Annotated in this window: 18 protein-coding genes; 10 read left to right on the top strand and 8 right to left on the bottom strand. The window is 68.5% G+C overall.

Annotation, left to right across the window (positions count from 1 at the left end; all coding sequences use genetic code 11):
- The first annotated feature begins 56 nt into the window (after positions 1-56).
- Entirely contained in the window at positions 57-827 is a 771-nt protein-coding gene (locus LZ005_RS11830) for a PhaM family polyhydroxyalkanoate granule multifunctional regulatory protein (RefSeq protein ID WP_237808270.1), read from the top strand.
- Between the two features lie 33 nt (positions 828-860).
- Here the strand turns inward: LZ005_RS11830 and LZ005_RS11825 are convergent, their stop codons facing one another.
- Complete coding sequence (locus LZ005_RS11825) at positions 861-1,817, bottom strand: AraC family transcriptional regulator (protein WP_237808269.1); 957 nt, start codon at positions 1,815-1,817, stop codon at positions 861-863.
- 324 nt (positions 1,818-2,141) lie between these two features.
- Between LZ005_RS11825 and LZ005_RS11820 the strand changes: the two genes are divergently transcribed.
- The 3 genes from LZ005_RS11820 to LZ005_RS11810 are packed head-to-tail and all read left to right on the top strand — an operon-like array spanning position 2,142 to position 7,902.
- Complete coding sequence (locus LZ005_RS11820; protein ID WP_237808268.1) at positions 2,142-3,329, top strand: efflux RND transporter periplasmic adaptor subunit; 1,188 nt, start codon at positions 2,142-2,144, stop codon at positions 3,327-3,329.
- A gap of 14 nt (positions 3,330-3,343) precedes the next feature.
- On the top strand, positions 3,344-6,547 hold the full coding sequence (locus tag LZ005_RS11815) for an efflux RND transporter permease subunit (RefSeq protein WP_237808267.1): 3,204 nt from the start codon (positions 3,344-3,346) through the stop codon (positions 6,545-6,547).
- Positions 6,547-7,902 carry an efflux transporter outer membrane subunit gene (locus LZ005_RS11810; RefSeq protein ID WP_237808266.1) on the top strand — a complete coding sequence of 452 codons (1,356 nt, stop codon included), beginning with the start codon at positions 6,547-6,549 and terminating at the stop codon, positions 7,900-7,902. Before LZ005_RS11815 ends, LZ005_RS11810 begins: the two co-directional genes overlap by 1 nt.
- Before the next feature lie 5 nt (positions 7,903-7,907).
- On the opposite strand, the gene LZ005_RS11805 is transcribed toward LZ005_RS11810, so the two are convergent.
- The 4 genes from LZ005_RS11805 to LZ005_RS11790 all read right to left on the bottom strand — a co-directional run bounded on the left by LZ005_RS11805 (position 7,908) and on the right by LZ005_RS11790 (position 12,568).
- Entirely contained in the window at positions 7,908-9,590 is a 1,683-nt protein-coding gene (locus tag LZ005_RS11805) for a tetratricopeptide repeat-containing response regulator (protein WP_237808265.1), read from the bottom strand.
- An 8-nt stretch (positions 9,591-9,598) separates the two neighbouring features.
- Positions 9,599-10,312 carry a HAMP domain-containing sensor histidine kinase gene (locus LZ005_RS11800; protein WP_307727800.1) on the bottom strand — a complete coding sequence of 238 codons (714 nt, stop codon included), beginning with the start codon at positions 10,310-10,312 and terminating at the stop codon, positions 9,599-9,601.
- 79 nt (positions 10,313-10,391) lie between these two features.
- Complete coding sequence (gene mnmC, locus LZ005_RS11795) at positions 10,392-12,017, bottom strand: FAD-dependent 5-carboxymethylaminomethyl-2-thiouridine(34) oxidoreductase MnmC (RefSeq protein ID WP_237808264.1); 1,626 nt, start codon at positions 12,015-12,017, stop codon at positions 10,392-10,394.
- Positions 12,014-12,568, bottom strand: a complete 555-nt coding sequence (locus LZ005_RS11790; RefSeq protein ID WP_237808263.1) for a DNA-3-methyladenine glycosylase I — start codon at positions 12,566-12,568, stop codon at positions 12,014-12,016. Before LZ005_RS11790 ends, mnmC begins: the two co-directional genes overlap by 4 nt.
- A gap of 107 nt (positions 12,569-12,675) precedes the next feature.
- Between LZ005_RS11790 and LZ005_RS11785 the strand changes: the two genes are divergently transcribed.
- The 3 genes from LZ005_RS11785 (at position 12,676) to LZ005_RS11775 (ending at position 14,198) form a co-directional block, all read left to right on the top strand.
- Positions 12,676-13,011, top strand: coding sequence for a hypothetical protein (locus tag LZ005_RS11785; protein WP_237808262.1), 336 nt, complete (start codon positions 12,676-12,678; stop codon positions 13,009-13,011).
- Positions 13,012-13,115: 104 nt separating this feature from the next.
- Positions 13,116-13,574 (top strand): OsmC family protein, encoded by a 459-nt coding sequence (locus LZ005_RS11780; protein ID WP_237808261.1) that lies wholly within the window; start codon positions 13,116-13,118, stop codon positions 13,572-13,574.
- Between the two features lie 3 nt (positions 13,575-13,577).
- On the top strand, positions 13,578-14,198 hold the full coding sequence (locus tag LZ005_RS11775) for an FMN-binding negative transcriptional regulator (protein WP_237808260.1): 621 nt from the start codon (positions 13,578-13,580) through the stop codon (positions 14,196-14,198).
- A gap of 6 nt (positions 14,199-14,204) precedes the next feature.
- Here the strand turns inward: LZ005_RS11775 and LZ005_RS11770 are convergent, their stop codons facing one another.
- Complete coding sequence (locus tag LZ005_RS11770) at positions 14,205-14,699, bottom strand: DUF4142 domain-containing protein (protein WP_237808259.1); 495 nt, start codon at positions 14,697-14,699, stop codon at positions 14,205-14,207.
- A gap of 371 nt (positions 14,700-15,070) precedes the next feature.
- Here LZ005_RS11770 and LZ005_RS11765 point away from each other — a divergent pair, with 371 nt between their 5' ends.
- Genes LZ005_RS11765 through LZ005_RS11755 form a run of 3 tightly spaced genes read left to right on the top strand, consistent with a single transcriptional unit; the run spans position 15,071 to position 19,413 of the window.
- Complete coding sequence (locus LZ005_RS11765) at positions 15,071-16,363, top strand: carbohydrate porin (protein ID WP_237808258.1); 1,293 nt, start codon at positions 15,071-15,073, stop codon at positions 16,361-16,363.
- 8 nt (positions 16,364-16,371) lie between these two features.
- Entirely contained in the window at positions 16,372-18,102 is a 1,731-nt protein-coding gene (locus tag LZ005_RS11760) for an ABC transporter permease subunit (RefSeq protein WP_237808257.1), read from the top strand.
- A gap of 9 nt (positions 18,103-18,111) precedes the next feature.
- A complete protein-coding gene (locus LZ005_RS11755; protein ID WP_237808256.1) occupies positions 18,112-19,413 on the top strand; it encodes a nitrate/sulfonate/bicarbonate ABC transporter ATP-binding protein in 1,302 nt (433 codons plus the stop codon).
- A 4-nt stretch (positions 19,414-19,417) separates the two neighbouring features.
- Here LZ005_RS11755 and LZ005_RS11750 read toward each other — a convergent pair whose 3' ends face one another.
- Together LZ005_RS11750 and LZ005_RS11745 are read right to left on the bottom strand one after the other, a co-directional pair.
- The gene (locus LZ005_RS11750; protein ID WP_237808255.1) at positions 19,418-19,684 is read right to left on the bottom strand and encodes a TfoX/Sxy family DNA transformation protein; all 267 of its coding nucleotides are present in this window, start codon (positions 19,682-19,684) and stop codon (positions 19,418-19,420) included.
- On the bottom strand, positions 19,681-20,151 hold the full coding sequence (locus tag LZ005_RS11745; RefSeq protein WP_307727799.1) for a WYL domain-containing protein: 471 nt from the start codon (positions 20,149-20,151) through the stop codon (positions 19,681-19,683). Before LZ005_RS11745 ends, LZ005_RS11750 begins: the two co-directional genes overlap by 4 nt.
- Positions 20,152-20,160 lie beyond the last annotated feature (9 nt).

Raw genomic sequence — 20,160 nt, 5'->3', positions numbered from 1 at the left:
CCGTTCCGCTGACCGCCCAATTCTGCTACGCTAAGCCACCACTTGCCGGAGGCCCTATGATCAAACCCTCGCTGCCGAATCTTCCTGGTGTCGGCGTCATGACGGACACGCTCGACTTCGTCAAAACCCTGTGGGGCAGCATGAATGTGCCCGGCATGAGCATGAGTAATATGGCCACGCCCACGCTGTCGGTCGAAGAGCTCGACAAGAAGATCGCCGAACTGCAGACGGTGGAAGCCTGGCTGAACGTCAATGCCAGCATGCTGCGCTCGACCATTCAGGCGCTCGAAGTCCAGCGCGGCACCATCGCCACCCTGAAGTCGATGGGCGCCAGCCTCGCCAATGCCGTCAAGCAGCCGGGCGCCAGCGACAAGTCGATCCTGGCGGCCGCGCCCTTCGTCTCGGCCCTGTTCCCGCAGGGCGAGGCCAAGGCTGAGGCCGCGCCGAGCACAGCCGCGCCCGCACCGGCGCCCGACGAGCCCGAGGAAACCGAGGACGCCGACGCCCCGGCCGGGGCCGCCGCGGCCGCCGCCGCGATGGGCAATCCTTCGGTCTGGTGGAATATGCTGCAGGATCAGTTCAAGCAGGCGGTCAGCTCGGCCATGAGCGCCGACGCCATCGCCGGCGCGGCCGCCATGGCCCAGGATGCGGCCACCAAGTTTGCGGCCAATGCCAGCAAGGCCGTCAGCCAGCCGATCCGCAAGCGCGCCGCCAAGCCGACCGCCAGCAGCGCCGCCACGGCCAAGCCCAAGCCGGCCGCCAAGGCGAAGGCCAAACCCAAGGCCAGCAGCGCCAAGCCGCGCCGCAGCACCAAGCCGGCGGCCTGAGCCGCCAACTCGGCGGCCAACTCAGCGGCCGCCTCAGGCCAGCTGCTCTTCGCGCAGGCGTTTGATGTCGCGTGCCGGCGGCGCGCCGAACAGGCGGCTGTACTCGCGGTTGAACTGGGACTGGCTCTCGTAGCCGACGCGGTGGCCGGCCAGACCGGCATCGACGGCCTCGGTCAGCATGATGCGGCGCGCCTCCTGCAGGCGCAGCAGCTTCTGGAATTGCAGCGGGCTCATCGCCGTCACAGCCTTGAAATGGCTGTGCAGCGAGGACACGCTCATATGCACTTCCCTGGCCAGCTCGGCCACGTGCAGCGGCTCGCGGTAATGCGTCTGCAGCCAGCTGATCGCCTGGGTGATGCGGTTGCTGTGCGTGTCCTTCATGGCCATCTGGGCCAGCGCCCAGCCATCGTTCGAGCGCAGCAGACGGTACAGAATTTCGCGCGTGATCAGGGCCGCCAGGGTCGGAATGTCCTCGGGCGTGTCGAGCAGGTTCACCAGGCGCAGCGTGGCGTCGAGCAGGGTGGTGGTGACGTCGCCCGTGTACAGGCCGCGCGGGCATTTCGGGCCGCGCCCGTATTCCACCTGTTTCAGCTCCAGCACCAGGCTGGCGATCTCGCGCGCGTCGAATTCGAGCTTCAGGCCCAGATACGGCATATCCGAACTGGCATTGACCACCTGCCCCGTCAGCGGCAGGTTCTGCGACACCACCAGATAGCGCGTCGGGTCGTAGATATACACCTCGTCGCACAGCATCAGGCGCTTGCTGCCGCGCGCCAGCATGCAGAAGGCCGGCTGGAACAGGCCGCAGGACGGATGCGTGCTCTGCGAGGCGCGCACCAGCGTCAGCGCGGGGATGGCGGTCGGGTAGACGCCGTCGGCCCCGCCGGTATGGCGCTCGAGCTGATTGGCCAGTTCGGCGCGCATGACCGTCAACCGCACCTGTTCGGCGGAACGGTCGTCGGGATCGGCACGGGTAAATGAAGTCAGCATGCTGCCACCTTAATCCGGAAAGCCGCGCTTGTCCTGCGCCCGGCGGCGCGTTTGGACTATCGTGCAAAGAAACGCGACAAATACGCAAGCGCTGCGGGTCGATTCTAAAATGAAAATAGAAATGGGCAAAAAGCCGCGAGGATCGGACTAGCTGTCCGGCATAATCATTTCTACACTTTGCCTCAGATCCTGACACACCGGGCAGCCGCCCGAATTCATCCTTGACCTTCCCATCGTGGGGAGGTCTAGCCTGTTTGATGTTCCCTCTTGAAATCTGCGCATGCACGCGGATGGGGGCTTTTTTTCTCAAAAAAAGGAAGAGTCATGAAGAAGATCCCTCTGCAATCCTGGTCGCCGCTGCGGAAAGCCGGCATCGCCGCAGCCGTCGGCCTCAGCCTCGCCACCGGCGCCCTGCTGCTGCACCATGGCGTGTCGGCGGCGCCGCCGGCCCAGGCCGGCCCGGTCGCGATTCCGGTCTCGGTGGCCCAGGTAGCGGCCGAGCCGGTCGCCGTGTGGGAAGAATTCTCGGGCCGCCTGGAAGCGGTCGAGCATGTGGAACTGCGGCCGCGCGTGGCCGGTCTGGTGCAGGCCGTGCACTTTCGCGAAGGGGCCCTCGTCAAGCAGGGCGAGCTGCTGCTCACGCTCGATCCGGCGCCCTACGCGGCCGAGGCCGAACGGGCCCAGGCCCAGGTGACGGCTGCCCAGGCGCGCCTGCAGCTGGCCCAGACCGAACAGGCGCGCGCCCAGCGCCTGCTGGCCGACCGCGCCATCGCCCAGCGCGAATTCGACGAGCGCACCAACGCCCTGCACGAGGCCCAGGCCAATCTGCAGGCGGCCCAGGCGGCGCTGCAGTCGGCCCGCCTGAACCTGGGCTACACCCAGGTGCGCGCGCCGATCAGCGGGCGCGTGGGCAAGCTCGAAATCACGGTCGGCAACCAGGTGGCGGCCGGCCCGGCCGCGCCGGTGCTGACCACCATCGTCTCGATCAGCCCGATCTACGCCAGCTTCGATGGCGACGAGGCCGTGGTCGGCAAGCTGCTGGGCGCACGCGGCCAGCTGCACAAGGTGCCGGTCCAGCTGGGCACGGCGACGCAGAGCGGCACGCCGCTGCAGGGCCATCTGCAGCTGGTCGACAACCATGTCGACGCGCGCAGCGGCACGGTGCGCCTGCGCGCCGTGTTCGACAACCCCGAGGGCCAGCTGGTGCCGGGCCAGTTCGCCCGCCTGCGCCTGGGCGACGTGCAGAAGATCGCGGCCGTGCGCGTGGCCGAACGGGCGCTCGGCACCGATCAGGGCAAGCGCTTCGTGATGGTGGTCGGCGCCGACAACAAGGCCGAGTACCGCCAGGTCGAACTGGGCCCGATGGCCGATGGCCTGCGCATCGTCAAGTCGGGGCTGAAGCCGGGTGAACGCATCGTGGTCAATGGCCTGCAGCGCGTCATCCCGGGCGCCCTGCTGGCGCCAAGCGTGGTCGGGATGCAGGCCGCCGCCCCGGGCGCCGCCCGCAGCTGAACGAAAGGACACGCATGAACCTCTCCAAATTCTTTATTGACCGCCCCATCTTCGCCGGCGTGATTTCGGCGCTGATGGTGGTGGCCGGGCTGATCGCGCTGTTCGGCCTGCCCATCTCCGAGTACCCGGAAGTGGTGCCGCCGCAGATCGTGGTGCGCGCCAACTACCCGGGCGCCAATCCCAAGGTCATCGCCGAAACGGTGGCCACGCCGCTCGAGGAATCGATCAATGGCGTCGACGGGATGCTGTACATGGGAAGTCAGGCCACCACCGACGGCCTGATGACCCTGACCGTCACCTTCAAGCTGGGCACCGATCCGGACAAGGCCCAGCAGCTGGTGCAAAACCGCGTGGCCCAGGCGATTCCGCGTCTGCCGCAGGAAGTCCAGCGGCTCGGCGTGGCGACGGTGAAAAGCTCGCCCGACCTGACCATGGTCGTGCACCTGCTGTCGCGTAATGGCCGCTACGACATGACCTATCTGCGCAACTACGCGCTGCTGAACGTCAAGGACCGGCTGGCGCGCCTGCCGGGCGTGGGCGACGTCCAGCTGTTCGGCTCGGGCGACTACGCGATGCGGGTCTGGCTCGATCCGCACAAGGTGGCCCAGCACGGCCTGGCCGCGAGCGACGTGGTCGGCGCGATCCGCGCCCAGAACGTGCAGGCCGCCGCCGGTGTGGTCGGCGCCTCGCCCGGCCTGGCCGGCGTCGATCTGCAGCTGTCGATCAATGCGGCCGGCCGCCTGCAGAGCGAGGAGGAATTCGGCGACATCATCGTCAAGACCGAGGCCAATGGCGCCGTCGTGCGCCTGCGCGACCTGGGCCGCCTGGAACTGGGCGCGTCCAGCTATGCGCTGCGTTCGCTGCTCGACAATAAGGATGCGGTGGCGATTCCCGTGTTTGCCGCACCGGGCTCGAACGCAATCGAGATTTCGGACCAGGTGCGCGCCACCATGGCCGAGCTCAAGCAGCGCATGCCCGAAGGCGTCGACTTCGAAATCGTGTACGACCCGACCCAGTTCGTGCGCGCCTCGATCGCCTCGGTCGTGCACACCCTGCTCGAAGCCATCACCCTGGTGGTGATCGTGGTGATCCTGTTCCTGCAGACCTGGCGCGCCTCGATCATTCCGCTGCTGGCTGTGCCGGTGTCGGTGATCGGCACCTTCGCCGTCATGCATGTGTTCGGCTTTTCGATCAATGCCCTCAGCCTGTTCGGCCTGGTGCTGGCGATCGGCATCGTGGTCGACGACGCCATCGTCGTGGTCGAGAACGTCGAGCGCAATATCGAGGCCGGCCTGTCGCCGCGCGACGCCACCTACCGCGCCATGCGCGAAGTGTCCGGCCCGATCATCGCGATCGCCCTGGTGCTGGTGGCGGTGTTCGTGCCGCTGGCCTTTATCTCGGGCCTGACCGGCCAGTTCTACCGCCAGTTCGCGCTGACCATCGCCATCTCGACAGTGATCTCGGCGATCAATTCGCTGACCCTGTCGCCGGCCCTGGCCGCCCTGCTGCTGCGCGGCCACGATGCCCCCAAGGATGGGCTGACGCGCGCCATGGACAAAGTATTCGGCCGCTTCTTCGCCGCCTTCAATGCCTGGTTCCAGCGCGGCTCGGAGCGCTATGGGCGCGGGGTGCAGGGCGCGATCCGGCGCAAGGCGCCCGCCCTGATCCTGTACGCCGGCCTGGTGCTGCTGACGCTCGGCCTGTTCAAGGCGGTGCCGGGCGGCTTTGTGCCGGCCCAGGACAAGGAATACCTGATCGGCTTTGCCCAGCTGCCCGATGGCGCCAGCCTCGACCGTACCGAAGACGTGATCCGGCGCATGACCGACATCACCCTGAAGACCCCCGGCGTCGACCACGCCGTGGCCTTCCCCGGCCTGTCGATCAATGGCTTCACGAATAGCGCCAACTCGGGCATCGTGTTCGTCACGCTCAAGCCATTTGAACAGCGCAAGGGCCTGGCGGCGGGGGCCATCGCCGGCCAGCTCAACGGCGCGTATGCGCAGATTCAGGATGCCTTCATCGTCATGTTCCCACCCCCGCCGGTGCAGGGCCTGGGCACGACGGGCGGCTTCAAGCTGCAGCTCGAAGACCGCGCCGGCCTCGGCTACGAGGCCCTGGACGAGGCGCTCAAGGCCTTCATGGCCAAGGCCAGCCAGGCGCCCGAGCTGGCCGGTCTGTTCACCAGCTACAAGGTGAATGTGCCCCAGCTGTATGCCAATCTCGACCGCACCAAGGCCCAGCAGCTGGGGGTGGCCGTCACCGATGTGTTCGACACGATGCAGACCTATTTGGGGAGCATGTATGTGAATGACTTCAACAAGTTCGGCCGCACCTACTCGGTCCGCGTCCAGGCCGACGCGCCCTACCGCGCGCGCGCCGAGGACATCGGCCAGCTCAAGGTGCGCGCGGCCAATGGCAGCATGGTGCCGCTGTCGGCCCTGATGCAGGTCGAGAACACGGTCGGCCCGGAACGGGCGATGCGCTACAACGGCTTCCTCGCGGCCGACATCAATGGTGGCCCGGCGCCCGGCTACAGCTCGGGCCAGGCGCAGGACGCGGTCAAGCGCATCGCGGCCGAGACCCTGCCCAAGGGCATCAGCTTCGAATGGACCGAGCTCACCTATCAGGAAATCCTGGCCGGCAATTCGGCGCTGTGGATCTTCCCGCTCGCGATCTTGCTGGTGTTCATGGTGCTGGCCGCCCAGTATGAAAGCCTGAGCCTGCCGCTGGCGATTCTGCTGATCGTGCCGATGGCCCTGTTCGCCGCCATGACCGGCGTCTGGCTGACGCGCGGCGACAATAATGTGTTCACCCAGATCGGCCTGATGGTGCTGGTCGGCCTGTCGGCCAAGAACGCGATTCTGATCGTGGAGTTTGCGCGCGAGCTCGAATTCGCCGGCCGCACGCCGCTCCAGGCCGCCATCGAAGCGGCGCGCCTGCGCCTGCGCCCGATCCTGATGACCTCGGTCGCCTTCATCATGGGCGTGCTGCCTCTGGTGCTGTCGACGGGGGCCGGCGCCGAAATGCGCTCGGCCATGGGCGTGGCCGTGTTCTCGGGAATGATCGGCGTGACCGCCTTCGGCCTTTACCTGACCCCGGTGTTCTATGCGCTGCTGCGCCAGCTGAGCGGGGCGCGCGCCCTGACCTGGCATGGCCAGCACAGCCATACCGCCGAAGCCTTTGCCGGGACCCATCCCGTGCAGGAAGGAGTGAAATGATGAAATTCAGCATACTCGTGGCCGCCCTGGCCCTGGCCGGCTGCGCCGAGATCGTGCGCGCGCCCCAGCCCGCCCTGCCGGAGGTGCCGGCCAGCTTCCAGCATGCCGACGCCAGCGCCGCGGCCAGCCTGCGCGCCGACTGGTGGCAGCTGTTCGACGACGCCCAGCTGGCCCAGCTCGTGGAGCAGGCCCTGCAGCAAAGCACCAGCGTGCAGGCGGCCACAGCGCGGCTGCGCCAGGCGCGCGCATTGAGCGGCCTGAGCGATGCGGCGCGCCTGCCCCAGCTCGATCTGAGCCTGGCCAGCACGCGCCAGGGCGGCAGCGCCCAGACCACGCCCGGCACCCTGCATGCGCTGCGCCTCGGGGCCTCGTACGAAGTCGACCTGATGGGGCGGCTGTCGGATGCCAGCCGCGCGGCCCGCCTGGACGCCACCGCCGCCGCCCAGCTGCTGGCCCAGGCGCGCCTGCTGGTGCAGGCCGACGTGGCCCAGAACTATTTCGCGCTGCGCGCACTGGACGCCGAGCGCGCCCTGATGCTGGCCACCGTCACCGCCTATCAGGAAAGCCTCGACCTGACGCTGCGCCGCCAGGCCCAGGGCGATCTGTCCGAGCTCGATGTCGAGCGCCTGCGCGCCGAAGTCAACGCGACGCGCGCACGCGCCCTGGCCCTCGAGCGCCAGCGCCAGAGCCTGGAATCGACCCTGGCCGTGCTGGTCGGCGCCCGTCCGGGCGCCTTCCATCTGGACGAAGCCATGTGGGACGGCAAGCTGCCGGCCGTGCCGGCCGGTCTGCCCAGCACGATGCTGGCGCGCCGGCCCGATCTGGCGGCGGCGCGCGCCAGCCTCGATGCGGCCGACCTGCGCATCGAGGCCGCGCGCCATGCCTGGTTCCCGAGCCTGAGTCTGACCATGGCCGGCGGCAGCGCCAGCAGCGAGCTGTCGCAGCTGCTCAAGGGCGGGGCCGGACTGTGGGGCGCGCAGGCGCTGCTGAGTACGCCGCTGTTCGATGGCGGACGCCGCACGGCCGGGGTGCAGGCGGCCGCCGGCGCGGCCGATCTGGCGGCGGCCGACTACCGCGCCCAGCTGCTGCAGGCCTTCAAGGATGTGGAGGATCAGCTGGCCGCGCTGCAGCTGCTGCAGGCGCAGGAGGCGGTCCAGGCCAGCGCCGTGCAGTCGGCCGCGCGCGCCCTGCTGCTGTCGGAAAGCCGCTACCGCAATGGCATGATCGGGCAGCTCGAAGTGCTCGATGCGCGCCGCACCGAACTGGCCAGCCGCCAGCAGGCGCTGCAGGTGAAGGCGGCGCGCTTCCAGGCCACGGTGGCCCTGATCAAGGCGCTCGGCGGCGGCTGGTCCTGAGCGCCCTAGCTGGACGCAGCCTCCGGCGCCAGGTCGCGCGCCGGATTGAGCTGCGCCAGCTGTTCCATCAGCTGGGCGAAGCGCTGCTGCCCCGGCGAAATCTTGTCGACGTGGCGCAGCACCTCGGCCGTCTCGGCGGCCAGGGCGTCGTCGTAGCCCTTCTGCTGCAGGGTTGAAATCAGAATCTGGGCGGCATTGAACAGAATCCGCAGATTGTTCGGCAGGGCCTTGCGCGCGCCGCGCATCCATTCGACGGCCTCGAACAGCTTGCCGGTCTTCCACAGCAGCACGCCCTGGTTCATCATGTCGGCCGCTTCCTTGCGCGAAGCCATGATCAGGCGGTTGCCCTCATCGCCCATGCGCGCCTTGTCGAAGATCTTCTGGACGTCGTCGAGCAGCAGGGCATTGTCGTGGTTATTGCGGATCACGTAGCACAACAGATCGACCGGCGCCTCCTTGACCCCGACCGCGAACAGCAGCGTGGCCAGTTCCAGACAGGTCGGCACGTCCGGCCGCTCCGGATTCTGATTGAGCATCTGTTCGAGCTCATCGCCGGTCAGGCGCGCGCGCCGGAAGTCGCCGCTTTCGTGATAGATCAGGCCCTCGGTGATCTTGGCGCGCAGCTGCACCAGATCGGTCGAGAATTCGCGCTGGGCCGTCAGCAGCAGGTTCAGCGCTTCCTTGGTTTCGTTCTTCTGGCCGCACACGCGTGCCAGGCCGAAATAGGCTTCCGGCGTCTTGTTGACCGAGTATTCGCCGACGGCGATGCACTTGCGGAAGGCCTTCTCGGCAATGCCGTAATTGCCCAGGCGCAGAGCCACTTGGCCAAGGCTGCGCTGGCGCGTGACCGAATTGGGCGAAATCTGGGCCGCCCGTTCCAGGATCGTGCAGGCGTCCTCGTGCTGGCCCATATGCTGATAGGCGGCGGCCAGCTGGTCGTAGGCGTCCATGTAGAAACGGTTCTCGACGATGATACCCTGGAAGATCTGGCGCGCGGCCTCGTACTCGCCATTGGCCATGCGGATCTTGCCCAGGCCAACGCGCGCCCATTGGAATTCGCGCTCCTGCAGGATGCGCTCGTAGACGGCCTTGGCCTTGTCCGGCTCGCCCGCCTTCATCAGCAGCGTGGCCTTCATGCGCAGCAGGTCGATCTCGTGGATTTTGTTCAGCTGAATCTGCTCGTCGCAGATACGCGCGGCGCGCAGAAAATCGCGGTCGGCATAGGCCTGGTCGATCTCGCGGAACACCTGCTTCTTGTGCCAGACGCGGTTCAGGCGGGTCAGCAGCACGCCCTCGGTGATCGGCTTGATCAGGTAGGCGTCGGGCTGGTGCTCGGCCGCGCCCATCACCGACTCGACGCTCTTCTCGGCCGAGACCATGAGGAACACGGCGCTCGGCAGCAGCAGGCTGCGCGCGCGGATTTCCTCCAGCACCTGCTGGCCGTTCTTGCCGTCGCCGAGGTTGAAGTCGCACAGCACCACGTCGTAGCGCGTGCGGCCGAGCGCGACGATGGCCTCGCCGCCGCTGCTGGCCTGGTCGATGTTCTTCGCGCCCAGATTGCGCAGGCTTTCGCGCAGCAGCTGGCGAATCCCGGCGAAATCGTCGACGACCAGATAGTTCTTTTCCGCCCAGTTGACGGAGGAGGCATTGAAGCTGGGCGAGGAGACCGCGCGCAAGGTGCCGTTCATCGGGCCTCCTAAGGCAGGCGCAGGATAAAGCAGCCGCCGCCGTATGCGCCGCCGTTTTCCAGGCTGACGCTGCCCGTGCGGCCGTGGGCGCGGTGCATGCGCGCGACTTCGCTGGCGAAGAACAGGCCCAAGCCGGTGCTATTGGTGCGGAAGTTGACGCCGCTGCGCTGGCCCGACAGCATGGCCTGGCCGGCGGCCAGCATGGCGGGCGGATAGCCGCGCCCATTGTCTTCGACGCGCAGCACCAGATAGCCGTCCTCCTCGGCGATGGCGAGGCGGATCTTGTCCTGGGTGTAGTTGATGGCGTTGTTCAGCGCGTGGCAGAGCAGGCCGATGATCAGGTCCTCATCGAAATACCAGATCTGCTGCGGGTCAACGTCGAGCGCCAGCTGGATGCCCTTGGACTGCAGCAGCACGCGCTCGGCCGAAATCACCTGCTGCACCAGCTGGCCGACTTCCTGCGGCTGCACTTCGAACGGATAGGCGGGCGTGCCGACCTGCTTGTACAGGGCCAGCAGCTGGATCAGATTATCGTTGAGGCGCTTGGTCTGGTAGAGCATGTGCGCCATCTGCGGGACCGCCTCCTGCATGGCCGGGTCCGCCTTGCCGAGCAGGCTTTCCAGCGTGCCGGACAGGACACTGACCGAATTCTTCATGTCGTGCGCCGTCGAGGCCAGAAACATGAACAGGTCGGGGTGACTGCTGTGATCGTCTTCCATCATGGCGGGGCCTTTCGCGGGCGGCATTGGGGGCCGCAAAAATTGCCATGTAACAATTATAGCGGGGCCCGCTGAAGCGTGCTCAGGAAACACCTTTGCGGCGTGCCCGCAACAGGAAGCGGCCCGGGTCGAGGGCCTCGGCCAGGCTGGCTTCGAGGGGCAGCGGTTCGCCCTCGAGCTGGGCGACCAGCAGTTCGGCCATCAGCGGCGCCCAGATCAGGCCGCGCGAGGCATAGCCGAGCGCCGCGTACAGGCCCGGCTGGCGCGCCAGATCGCGCAGGCGTTCGCTGCGTCCGGCCTGGCTGGCGGCCGGCAGCGCCCCGACCAGAGGCAGGCGGTCGGGCGCGACGGCGCGAAAGCCGACCCGCCCGGCCAGCGGCGCGCCGTGCAGATCGCAGCCGAGCAGCTGGCTGGCGCGCGCCAGATTGTCGGCATGGCTGACCGGGTCGAGCGCGCGCCCCTGATGCAGGTCGTAGCTGGCGCCGGCGCAGGCCACGCCGGCATGCAGCGGCGTCACATAGGCTTCGCCGCAGACCACCAGCGACAGGGCCGGCGCATGCGCCGCATCGAGATGGCTGACCTGGCCGCGCACGCTGCTGATCGGCAGCGCTGCCAGCGGCGGCAGCGCTGCCGCGCCGCTGGCTAGGATCAGGGTGGGGCTGCGGGCCAGGGTCGCGCCGGCAGCAGTTTGCACCTGCCAGCCGTCGGCGTCCGGCGCGATCTGCAGCGGGCCGGTGCCGAACTGGCGCTGCAGACGCGGACCGGCCGCGTCCAGCATAGCGGCGCAGGCGCTGGCCGGGCGCGCCCAGCCGGCCGCAGGAAAGTGCCAGGCCCCGTGCGGGGCCGCATACCCGAGCAGGGCGCTGGCCTCGGGCGCCTCCAGCCAGCGGGCGAAGTCGGCCGGGTAGCCCCAGCGCGCCGCGATCTCGCGCTGGGTGGCGGCATGGGCGGCGTCGCGCGCCAGATGCAGCACCCCGCACTGGGCGCCGAGGAAGGCTTGGCCAACCCCGCCCAGGCCCTGCCAGTAGCGCAGCGCGAACAGATAGGCGGCCCGCGTCAGGCGCGTCGGCACGGCGTCGTCCTTGGACAGGATGGGCATGAAAATCCCGGCCAGATTGCCCGAGGCCTCCTGGGCCGGCGCCGCATGCTGGTCGAGCAGGCTGACCTGCCAGCCGCGCGCGCACAGGCGCTCGGCCACGCTGCAGCCGGCCACGCCGGCGCCGAGCACCACAGCCGTGCGGGCCGGCGCGGGGGCGGCGGGCGGCATCGGTTTGCGGCTCATGTAGCGGGCGAGGTCCGGCCGATCGAAGGCGAAGCCCTGCGCCTCGAGGCCGTGGCGCTGGGCCGCGTCGAGCGCGTCCGCCGTCAGGATGGCGCCCGGCACGCACAGGCGCGCCAGCAGGCGGCACCAGTCGTGTCCGGCAATTTGCTGCAGATGGACGGCGTCGAGCTGGACGCGCAGTTCGCTCAGGCCCTGCCAGGCCGGGGCCACCAGCCAGTCCAGGGTCACGCGCGCATCAGCCTGCGGGTGGCGCTGCATGCCGGGCAAGGGGCCCTCGGCCTGCAGCACGATCAGGTGCAGGCGCGCGCCGTCCGCATGCTCGGCCTGCCAGGCCGCGATCAGCGGGGCGGGATCGGCGTCGCCCGCCAGCAGGACGGTAAAGCGCGCCCGGCCCTGCCAGGCGGCGCGCAGGGCGGCGAGCATCATCGGCAGAAGCAGTCCGGATCGTGGTCGTTGACCATGCCGATGCCCTGCATGTAGGCGTAGATGATGGTCGAGCCGACGAATTTGAAGCCGCGCTTGCCGAGGTCCTTGGAGATGGCGTCCGACAGGTCGGTGCGCGCCGGGCGCTCGCCGTCCTTGAAGCGGTTGACCCGGGGCTGGCCGTCGACCCAGGCCCACAGATAGCTGTCGAGCGTGAGGCCGGCTGCGCGCATGCGCAGATAGGCCTGGGCGTTCGTGATGCAGGCGCGCACCTTGAGGCGGTTGCGCACGATGCCGGGATTGGCCAGCAGCGCGGCCACCTTGTCCTCGCCATAGGCCGCGATCGCGTGCGCATCCCACTGGTCGAAGGCCTGACGGTAGTTTTCGCGCTTGTTGAGGATGGTTTCCCAGCTCAGGCCCGCCTGCGCGCCCTCGAGATTGAGCATCTCGAACAGGCGCGTCTCGTCATGGCAGGGCACGCCCCACTCATGGTCGTGGTAAGCAAGATACAAGGGATTGGCCGGATTGGCCCAGCGGCAGCGATGGACAGTCATAGCCACCAGTATAGCCGCCCCCCACTTGCGCCGCCTATTGCTTTGTGGCAATATTACACCCACTGTGCCCCCGACCCTGGTACAGCGCTGCAGACAGGAGTGGAAAGATGCTGAACATCCCCAAATTCGGAACCGTGCACGGCTGGCGGACCGCCCTCACCCTGCTCGGCACCCTCCCCCTATTGACGGCCTGCGGATCGGAAGAATTCGATACCGGCTTCACCGTCAAATCCGTGTCCTACTACCGGCGCAATCTGGACGAAGCGCGCACCGTGACCGAACAGTGCAAGCTGTTCCTGTCGCGCGAGTACGCGACCATGAATTCCCACGAACAGCAAGCCTGGCAGGACTCCACCGACGGGCGCAACTGCAAGACCGCGCGCGACGTCGTCAGCACCGAACTGTTGCGCGAACGCCAGCGCCAGCAACGCGAGCTGAACTAAATTTCGGGCGGCCAATGGCCCGCCCTGCCCGGGCCCAATTGGCCCTGTCCGCCTGTCAACACATGCGCTAGCATGGACGCTCCCTCACGTTCTGTGCCCAAGCCATGCACGACTACCACGCCCGCATCCACTGGACCCGCGCGGACCAGACTTTTACCGACAATGCCTACAGCCGCGCCCACGACTGGGCCTTCGATGGCGGCGCCCTGGTGCGCGCCTCGTCCTCGCCACTGTCGGTGCCGCTGCCTTTCAGCGACCCGGCCGCCGTCGATCCCGAGGAAGCCCTGGTGGCCGCGACCGCCAGCTGCCACATGCTGTTCTTCCTGTGGCTGGCGGCGCGCGCCGGCCTGGTGATCGACAGCTACACCGACCAGGCCGTCGGCCACATGGACACCGACGAGCGCGGCCGCATCGCCATCACCCGCATCCGCCTGCGCCCGCAGATCGTGTTCGGCGGCGCCGCGCCCACGCCGGACCAGCTGGCCGCGCTGCACCACGAGGCGCATGAACGCTGCTACATCGCCAACTCCCTGCGCGCCGAGGTCGTGGTGGAGGCGGCCTGAGCCATGTACACCCCGTCCGCCTTCAGCCTCGACAGCCTGGCCGGCCAGCACGCGCTGATGGCCGCGCATCCGCTCGGCGCCCTGGTCACGCACACGGCCGCCGGCCTCGACGCCGAGCACCTGCCCTTCTGCCTGATCGACCCGACGCCAGAAGCGCCGCTGGGCACCCTGCGCGCCCACGTGGCGCGCGCCAACCCCGTCTGGCGCCAGGCCGAGGCCGCCGCCATGGTCGTGTTCTCGGGCGCCAGCGCCTATGTCTCGCCCAGCTGGTACGAGGGCAAGGCCAGCCACCACCGCGAAGTGCCGACCTATAACTACGCGGTCGTGCATGCGCACGGGCGCCTGCGCGCCATCGAGGACCCGCAATGGCTGCTGGCCCTGCTGGAACGCCTGACCGCGCGCCACGAGGCCGGCCGCGCCGCCCCCTGGTCCGTGCACGACGCGCCGCGCGACTACATCGACAAGCTGCTGCAGGCCATCGTCGGCATCGAGATCGTGATCACGCGCATCGACGGCAAATGCAAGGCCAGCCAGAACCGCAGCGCCAGCGATCAGGCGCGCGTGGCCGCGGCCCTGGCCAGCGAAGCCCCGGCCATGAGCGCCCTGATGCGCAAGACGGGCTGAACCCGGCTAGCGGCGCTTGCCCGGCACATCGTGCAGGTGCTGCTCGACCGCGGGCTGCAGCTTGTCGATCAGGGCCACGAGGTCGGCGTCCTTGGCCTTGCCGCGCGCGGCCTTGAGCTTGCTGAGCACCTTGCGGTGGGCGTCCATGCCGGCCTGCTGCAGATAGGCTTTGTCGAAGTCCGCCCCATTCAGGCCGGCCAGCTTGTCGGCGATTTTTTGATGGGCGGCGTCGAGCGCCGTCGGCAGGCTGACGCCCTTGCTCTGGGCCAGCTGCTGGACCTGGGTCAGCGCCTGGCCGTGTTCGTCCACCATGCGCTGGCCAAAGCGCTTGACCTCGTCCGCACTGGCATGGCTGAGGGCCAGCTTGCCCCACTCCACTTCCGCCATATTCGCCACGGCCAGGTCGGAAAAAATGCTCTGGTCGGCCTTGGACAGGGTCTGGTCCTGGGCCAGCACGGGCGCCGCCAGCAATGCCAGCAGCATCAGAATTATGCGCATCATCGCTACCTCCTGAAGGTGATTGTGGTCTGTTCGACATCAGGGCGGCGGGCCAAGTTCCCCTGTCATGACAGCGACATCTGGCGGCCGCAGACTTACATTTTGAAACGGGTTCGGCGTTGACTCTCGTAAAGACGATCGCCTACACTACGCCGTTTTCATTTTTTGGAGCCCCTGCATGGGCACTTGTTCGAGTGGTAGTTCAGGCCGGTCCGACACCGGCCACCGCCCGGCAAGATAAGGCAGGCCACCGGCCTCACCCTCATCTGCCACCGGGCCGATGAGGGGTCTCCCGCGCGCACGCGCGCACTCCCCCGCCACAAGCACACACGTTCAATCATGCGCGGCGCTCCGCAGCGAATGCGGAGGCATACATGAGCAAGCACTTTTTGCTGGCAGCGCTGGCGGCCCTGGCCGTGCCGTGCGCGCACGCCGGCGACGACGACTGGAACCTGCACCTGCAGGCCACCCGCGTGTGGCAGCAGCAGGCCGCTTTCAGCGCGCCCTACACGGGCGCCTACAGCCTGCGCCCGCAGGCGGCCCAGGGCCAGTCGCTGAGCGCGACGGCCAGCGCCGGCCTGCGCCTCGGTCCCGAGACCGAGGTCTATCTCGATGCCGAGGCCATCGGCGGGCGCCTGCTGTCCGAGCTGCACGGCCTGGGCGGCCTGAGCAATGGCGAGCAGACCAAGGCCGGCGCCAGCGGCATCACGCTGTACCGGGCACGCGCCTATCTGCGCCAGCAATGGGCGCTGAGCGAGACGCGCGAAGCCGTGGCCGACGATGTGCACCAGCTGGCCGGCAGCCAGGCCACGCGCCGCCTGGTGCTCACGGCCGGCAATCTGTCGGCCGCCGACCTGTTCGACAATAACCGCTATGCGCACGACCCGCGCAGCGCCTTCCTGAATGCGGCCCTGATGGCCAATGGGGCCTGGGACTATCCGGCCGACGCGCGCGGCTACAGCTGGGGCGCGGCGCTCGAATACGTCGACGGCAAACGGGTCTGGCGCATCGGCCGCTTCGCCGTGCCGCAGGAATCGAACGGCCTGCCGCTCGACCACGCGCTGGCGCGCCACCATGCCGACCAGGCCGAGTTCGAGCAGGGCTACGACTGGAACGGCCAGGCCGGCAATCTGCGCGTGCTGGTGTTTCGCAACCGCGCGCGCATGGGCGCCTTCGCCGATGCCCTGGCCAGCCAGCCGGGCGCGCCCGACCTGGCCAGCGTGCGGCGCGAGCAGATCAAGCGCGGCCTCGGCCTGTCCTGGGACCAGGACCTGAGCGCGGCGCTCGGCCTGTTCGCCCGCCTGGGCAGCAGCGACGGCCACACCGAAACCTATTCGTTCGCCGAGATCGAGCAGAGCGCCAGCGCCGGTCTGGTGCTGCGCGGCGCCGGCTGGGGCCGCGCGGACGACCGCCTCGGCCTGGGCGGCGCCCGCAACGGCCTGCACGCGGCCCACCGCGCCTATCTGGGCGCCGGCGGCCACGGCGCCTTTCTCGGCGACGGCCGCCTGCGTTATGCGAGCGAGCAGATCGCCGATGCCTGGTACAGCGCCGCCCTCGCCCCCGGCCTCGACCTGAGTCTCGACCTGCAGCGCATCGTCCACCCGGGCTACAATGCCGAACGGGGACCGGTGCGCCTGGCCGCACTGCGCCTGCATCTGCAGCGATAAGGACCGCCATGCTCAACCTGTTCACCCCTCAGCGCGGCGCGCGCAATCTGCTGGCCACCACGCCCAACCGCTGGGACTGGGCCCTGCTGCCACTGGTGCTGGCCGTGCTGGCCATCCTGGCGTTTGGCGCCATGCAGATGAGCCGCCCCTTCGTGATCGGCCAGCCGACCCCGATCGTGCTGGACGCCGCCTACCTGCCCTACTACCTGCTGCGCACGATCCTGCGCATGTTCATGGCCCTGGCCTGCGCGCTGGTCTTCAGCTTCGTGTTCGCGGCGGTGGCGGCCAAATACCGCTTCGCCGAAAAAATCCTGGTGCCCCTGCTCGACGTGCTGCAGTCGGTGCCGATTCTCGGCTTCCAGGCGATCGCAATCGCGCCCTTCATCGCCCTGTTCCCCGGTAATCTGCTGGGGGTCGAGTGCGCCGCCATCTTCGCGATCTTCACCTCGCAGGCCTGGAATATGGCCTTCAGCCTGTACCAGTCGATGCGCACGGTGCCGCCCGAACTGGCCGAGGCCGCGCGCGTGTTCCGCCTGTCCGGCTGGCAGCGCTTCTGGCGCCTCGAACTGCCGTTCGCCATGCCCGGCCTGCTGTGGAATATGATGATGTCGATGTCGGGCGGCTGGTTCTTCCTGGTCGCGGCCGAAGCGATCTCGGTGGCCAACCAGGACATCAAGCTGCCCGGCATCGGCGCCTTCATCGCCGTCGCCATCGAACAGAAAAACGGCAGCGCCATCGCGCTGGCCATCGGCGCCATGCTGGCCGGGATCCTGCTGTACGACCAGCTGTTCTTCCGCCCGCTCCTGGCCTGGGCCGATAAATTCCGCTTCGAAGAATCGCAGAACGAAGTCGCGCCCTCGTCCTGGCTGCTCGACTGGACCCGCCGCAGCCGCCTAATGCGCGCCGCCACCCAGCGCTTCTGGGCCCAGCTGGGCCGCGCGCTGGGCTGGTTCACGCTGCCGCCCTTCGATCCCCCGCCGCGCCCTGCGCGCGCCCACAGCCGCCACTGGCCGCGCGTGCTCGACGCGCTGATGGCGCTGCTGGCCGCGCTGGCGGCCTGGCGCTTCATCGCCTTCGTGCATGTCGATGTCGGCTGGAGTGAAGCCCTGCACGTGGTCGGCCTTGGCTGCATCACCCTGGTGCGCGTGCTGGTGCTGATCGCGATCGCCTCGCTGATCTGGGTGCCGGCCGCGGTCTGGATCGGCCTGCGTCCGCGCTACGCCCAGAAGGTGCAGGCCGTGGCCCAGTTTCTGGCGGCCTTCCCCGTCAATCTGATGTTCCCGCTGGTAGTGTTCGTGCTGGTGCGCTACCAGCTCAATCCCGACCTCTGGCTCAGCCCCCTGATGGTGTTCGGCACCCAGTGGTACATCCTGTTCAACGTGGTGGCCGGGGCCACCACCCTGCCGACCGAGCTGCGCCTGGCGGCTGACAATCTCGGCCTGTCCGGCTGGCTCAAATGGAAGCGCGTCTACCTGCCGGCCGTGTTCCCCAGCTTCGTCACCGGCGCCATCACGGCCAGCGGCGGCTCCTGGAACGCCAGCATCGTGGCCGAATACGTCAGCTGGGGCAAAACCAATCTGGTGGCGGCCGGCCTGGGCAGCTATATCAAGCAGATGACCGATGCCGGCGACTTCCACCGCATCGCCCTCGGCATCGGTGTGATGTGCGTATTCGTCATGGCCCTGAACCGCTTTTTCTGGCGCCGCCTGTACCTGCTGGCCGCGAACCGCAGCAGCTGAGGAGTAGAGATGCAAGACCCGATCCTGATCGACCTGAAAGCCATCCGCAAATCCTTCCGTGCCAGCGACGGCAAGCCGCGCACCGTGCTCGAAGGGGTCGACTTCCGCCTGGCCGAGGGCGAAATCGTCGCCCTGCTGGGCAAATCCGGCTCCGGCAAATCGACGCTGCTGCGGATTATCGCCGGCCTGATTCCGGCCGAAGGCGGCAGCGCGCGCTACCGCGAGCGCGACATCCACGGCCCCCAGGCCGGCATCGCCATGGTGTTCCAGAGCTTCGCCCTGTTCCCCTGGCTGACCGTGCAGCAGAACGTCGAACTCGGGCTCGAAGCCCAGGGCGTGGCGGCGGCCGAACGGGCCGCGCGCGCGGACGCCATGCTCGAGCTGATGGGCCTGGCCGGCTTCGGCGGCGCGCTGCCGCGCGAGCTGTCGGGCGGCATGCGCCAGCGGGTCGGCATCGCGCGCGCTCTGGTCACCAATCCCGATGTGCTGCTGATGGACGAAGCCTTCTCCGCGCTCGACGTGCTGACCGGTGAGACACTGCGCACCGACATCCTTGAGCTGTGGGACAAGCGCGCGATTCCGACCAAGGGCATCCTGATCGTCTCGCACAATATCGAAGAAGCGGTGGTGATGGCCGACCGCATCATCATCCTGTCGAGCGACCCGGGGCGCATCCGCACCGAAGTGCCGATCACGCTGGCGCGTCCGCGCGACGCCGATTCGCGCGAGGTGCGCGCCCTGATCGACGAGGTGTACGGCCTGATGACCCAGCGCCCGGTGCCGGCCCCGCAAACCAGTCCGGTGGCGCCCAGCTTCGTCGACTACCGCCTGCCGCACACCGACGTGGCGCGCATCGAAGGCGTGCTCGATCTGATCGCCGAGCCGCCGTTTGGCGGCCGCGCCGACCTGCCCCAGATGGCCGAGGAAGCCGAGCTGGCCGACGAGGAGCTGTTCCCCACCTACGAAGCGCTCGGCATGCTCGGCCTGGCCATGGTGGAAGGCGGCGACATCCTGCTCACGCCCCTGGGCCGCCACTACGCCCAGGGCGACCACACGCTGCGCCAGGAGCTGTTCGGCCAGCAGCTGCTGACCCACGTGCCGCTGGTGGCGCGCATCCGCGAGCTGCTCGAACGCGAGAGTACGGGCGCCATGCCGGCCAGCCGCATCACCCGCCTGTTGGAAGAACATCTGGAAACCGAGGAAGCGCGCCGCGCCTTCGAGATCGCGGTGGAATGGGCGCGCTATGGCGAAGCCTTCGAATACGACTACCAGACCGGGCGCCTGACCCTGCCGGTGGACGACGAAGCCTGAGGCCTTACAGCAGGCCCATGGCCTCCAGGCGCAGCAGGATAGCGAGCTTGCGCTCGCGCTGCACCTGACGCCAGTCGATATCCTCGATGGCGCCGATCAGGCCATACAGCATATTGATGCTCAGGCCCGGCACCACGTCGCGCAGGCGCGCATAGACCTCGAACGGGTCGCAGGCGCGCAGCTGCTCGGGCGTTTCGATGCCGATGGCGTGCAGCCAGGCCTGGCTTTTCGGGCCCAGGCCACGCAGGCCCGCCAGCGCCGTTTTTTTCATCGCCACCCTCCGTGGTTCTCGATCCATTCAGCCGGCATGCGCACCCCATGCTGACGCTCGATATGGTCCCAGTAGTCGCGCAGCGTGCGCCCCGCCTGCTGCGGGTAGTGCTGATCGCCGGCGCGCAGCGCGCGCACGCGCTCGAGCCGGAAGTCGCGAAAATCCTGACGCAGTTCGCACCAGGCGTTCAAGGTCCAGACCCGCCCCCAGCAGACCAGGCCGAGAGGCCAGACCGTACGCGTGCTCGGTGTCCCATTCGCGTCCGCATAGTCGAGCGTCAGCTTGCGGCGCGTATCGATCGCCTCGCGCAGCGGGCCCAGAATCAAGGGCTGCTCGGGCGGGCCGGCCGCGAACAGGGCGACCGCATCGGCCGCGGCGCGCCGGTCGCGCGGCAGCGCATTGCGGATTTTTTCACCGGCCGTGGTGACCGCCACCCGCAAGGCCGGATCGCCCCACTGCGCCGCCATCCGCAGTCC

Source organism: Massilia sp. TS11 (assembly GCF_022012445.1).
GTDB lineage: Bacteria > Pseudomonadota > Gammaproteobacteria > Burkholderiales > Burkholderiaceae_D > Telluria.
The sequence above is the reverse complement of the archived record's forward strand: the minus strand, read 5'-3'. Positions and strand labels throughout refer to the sequence as shown.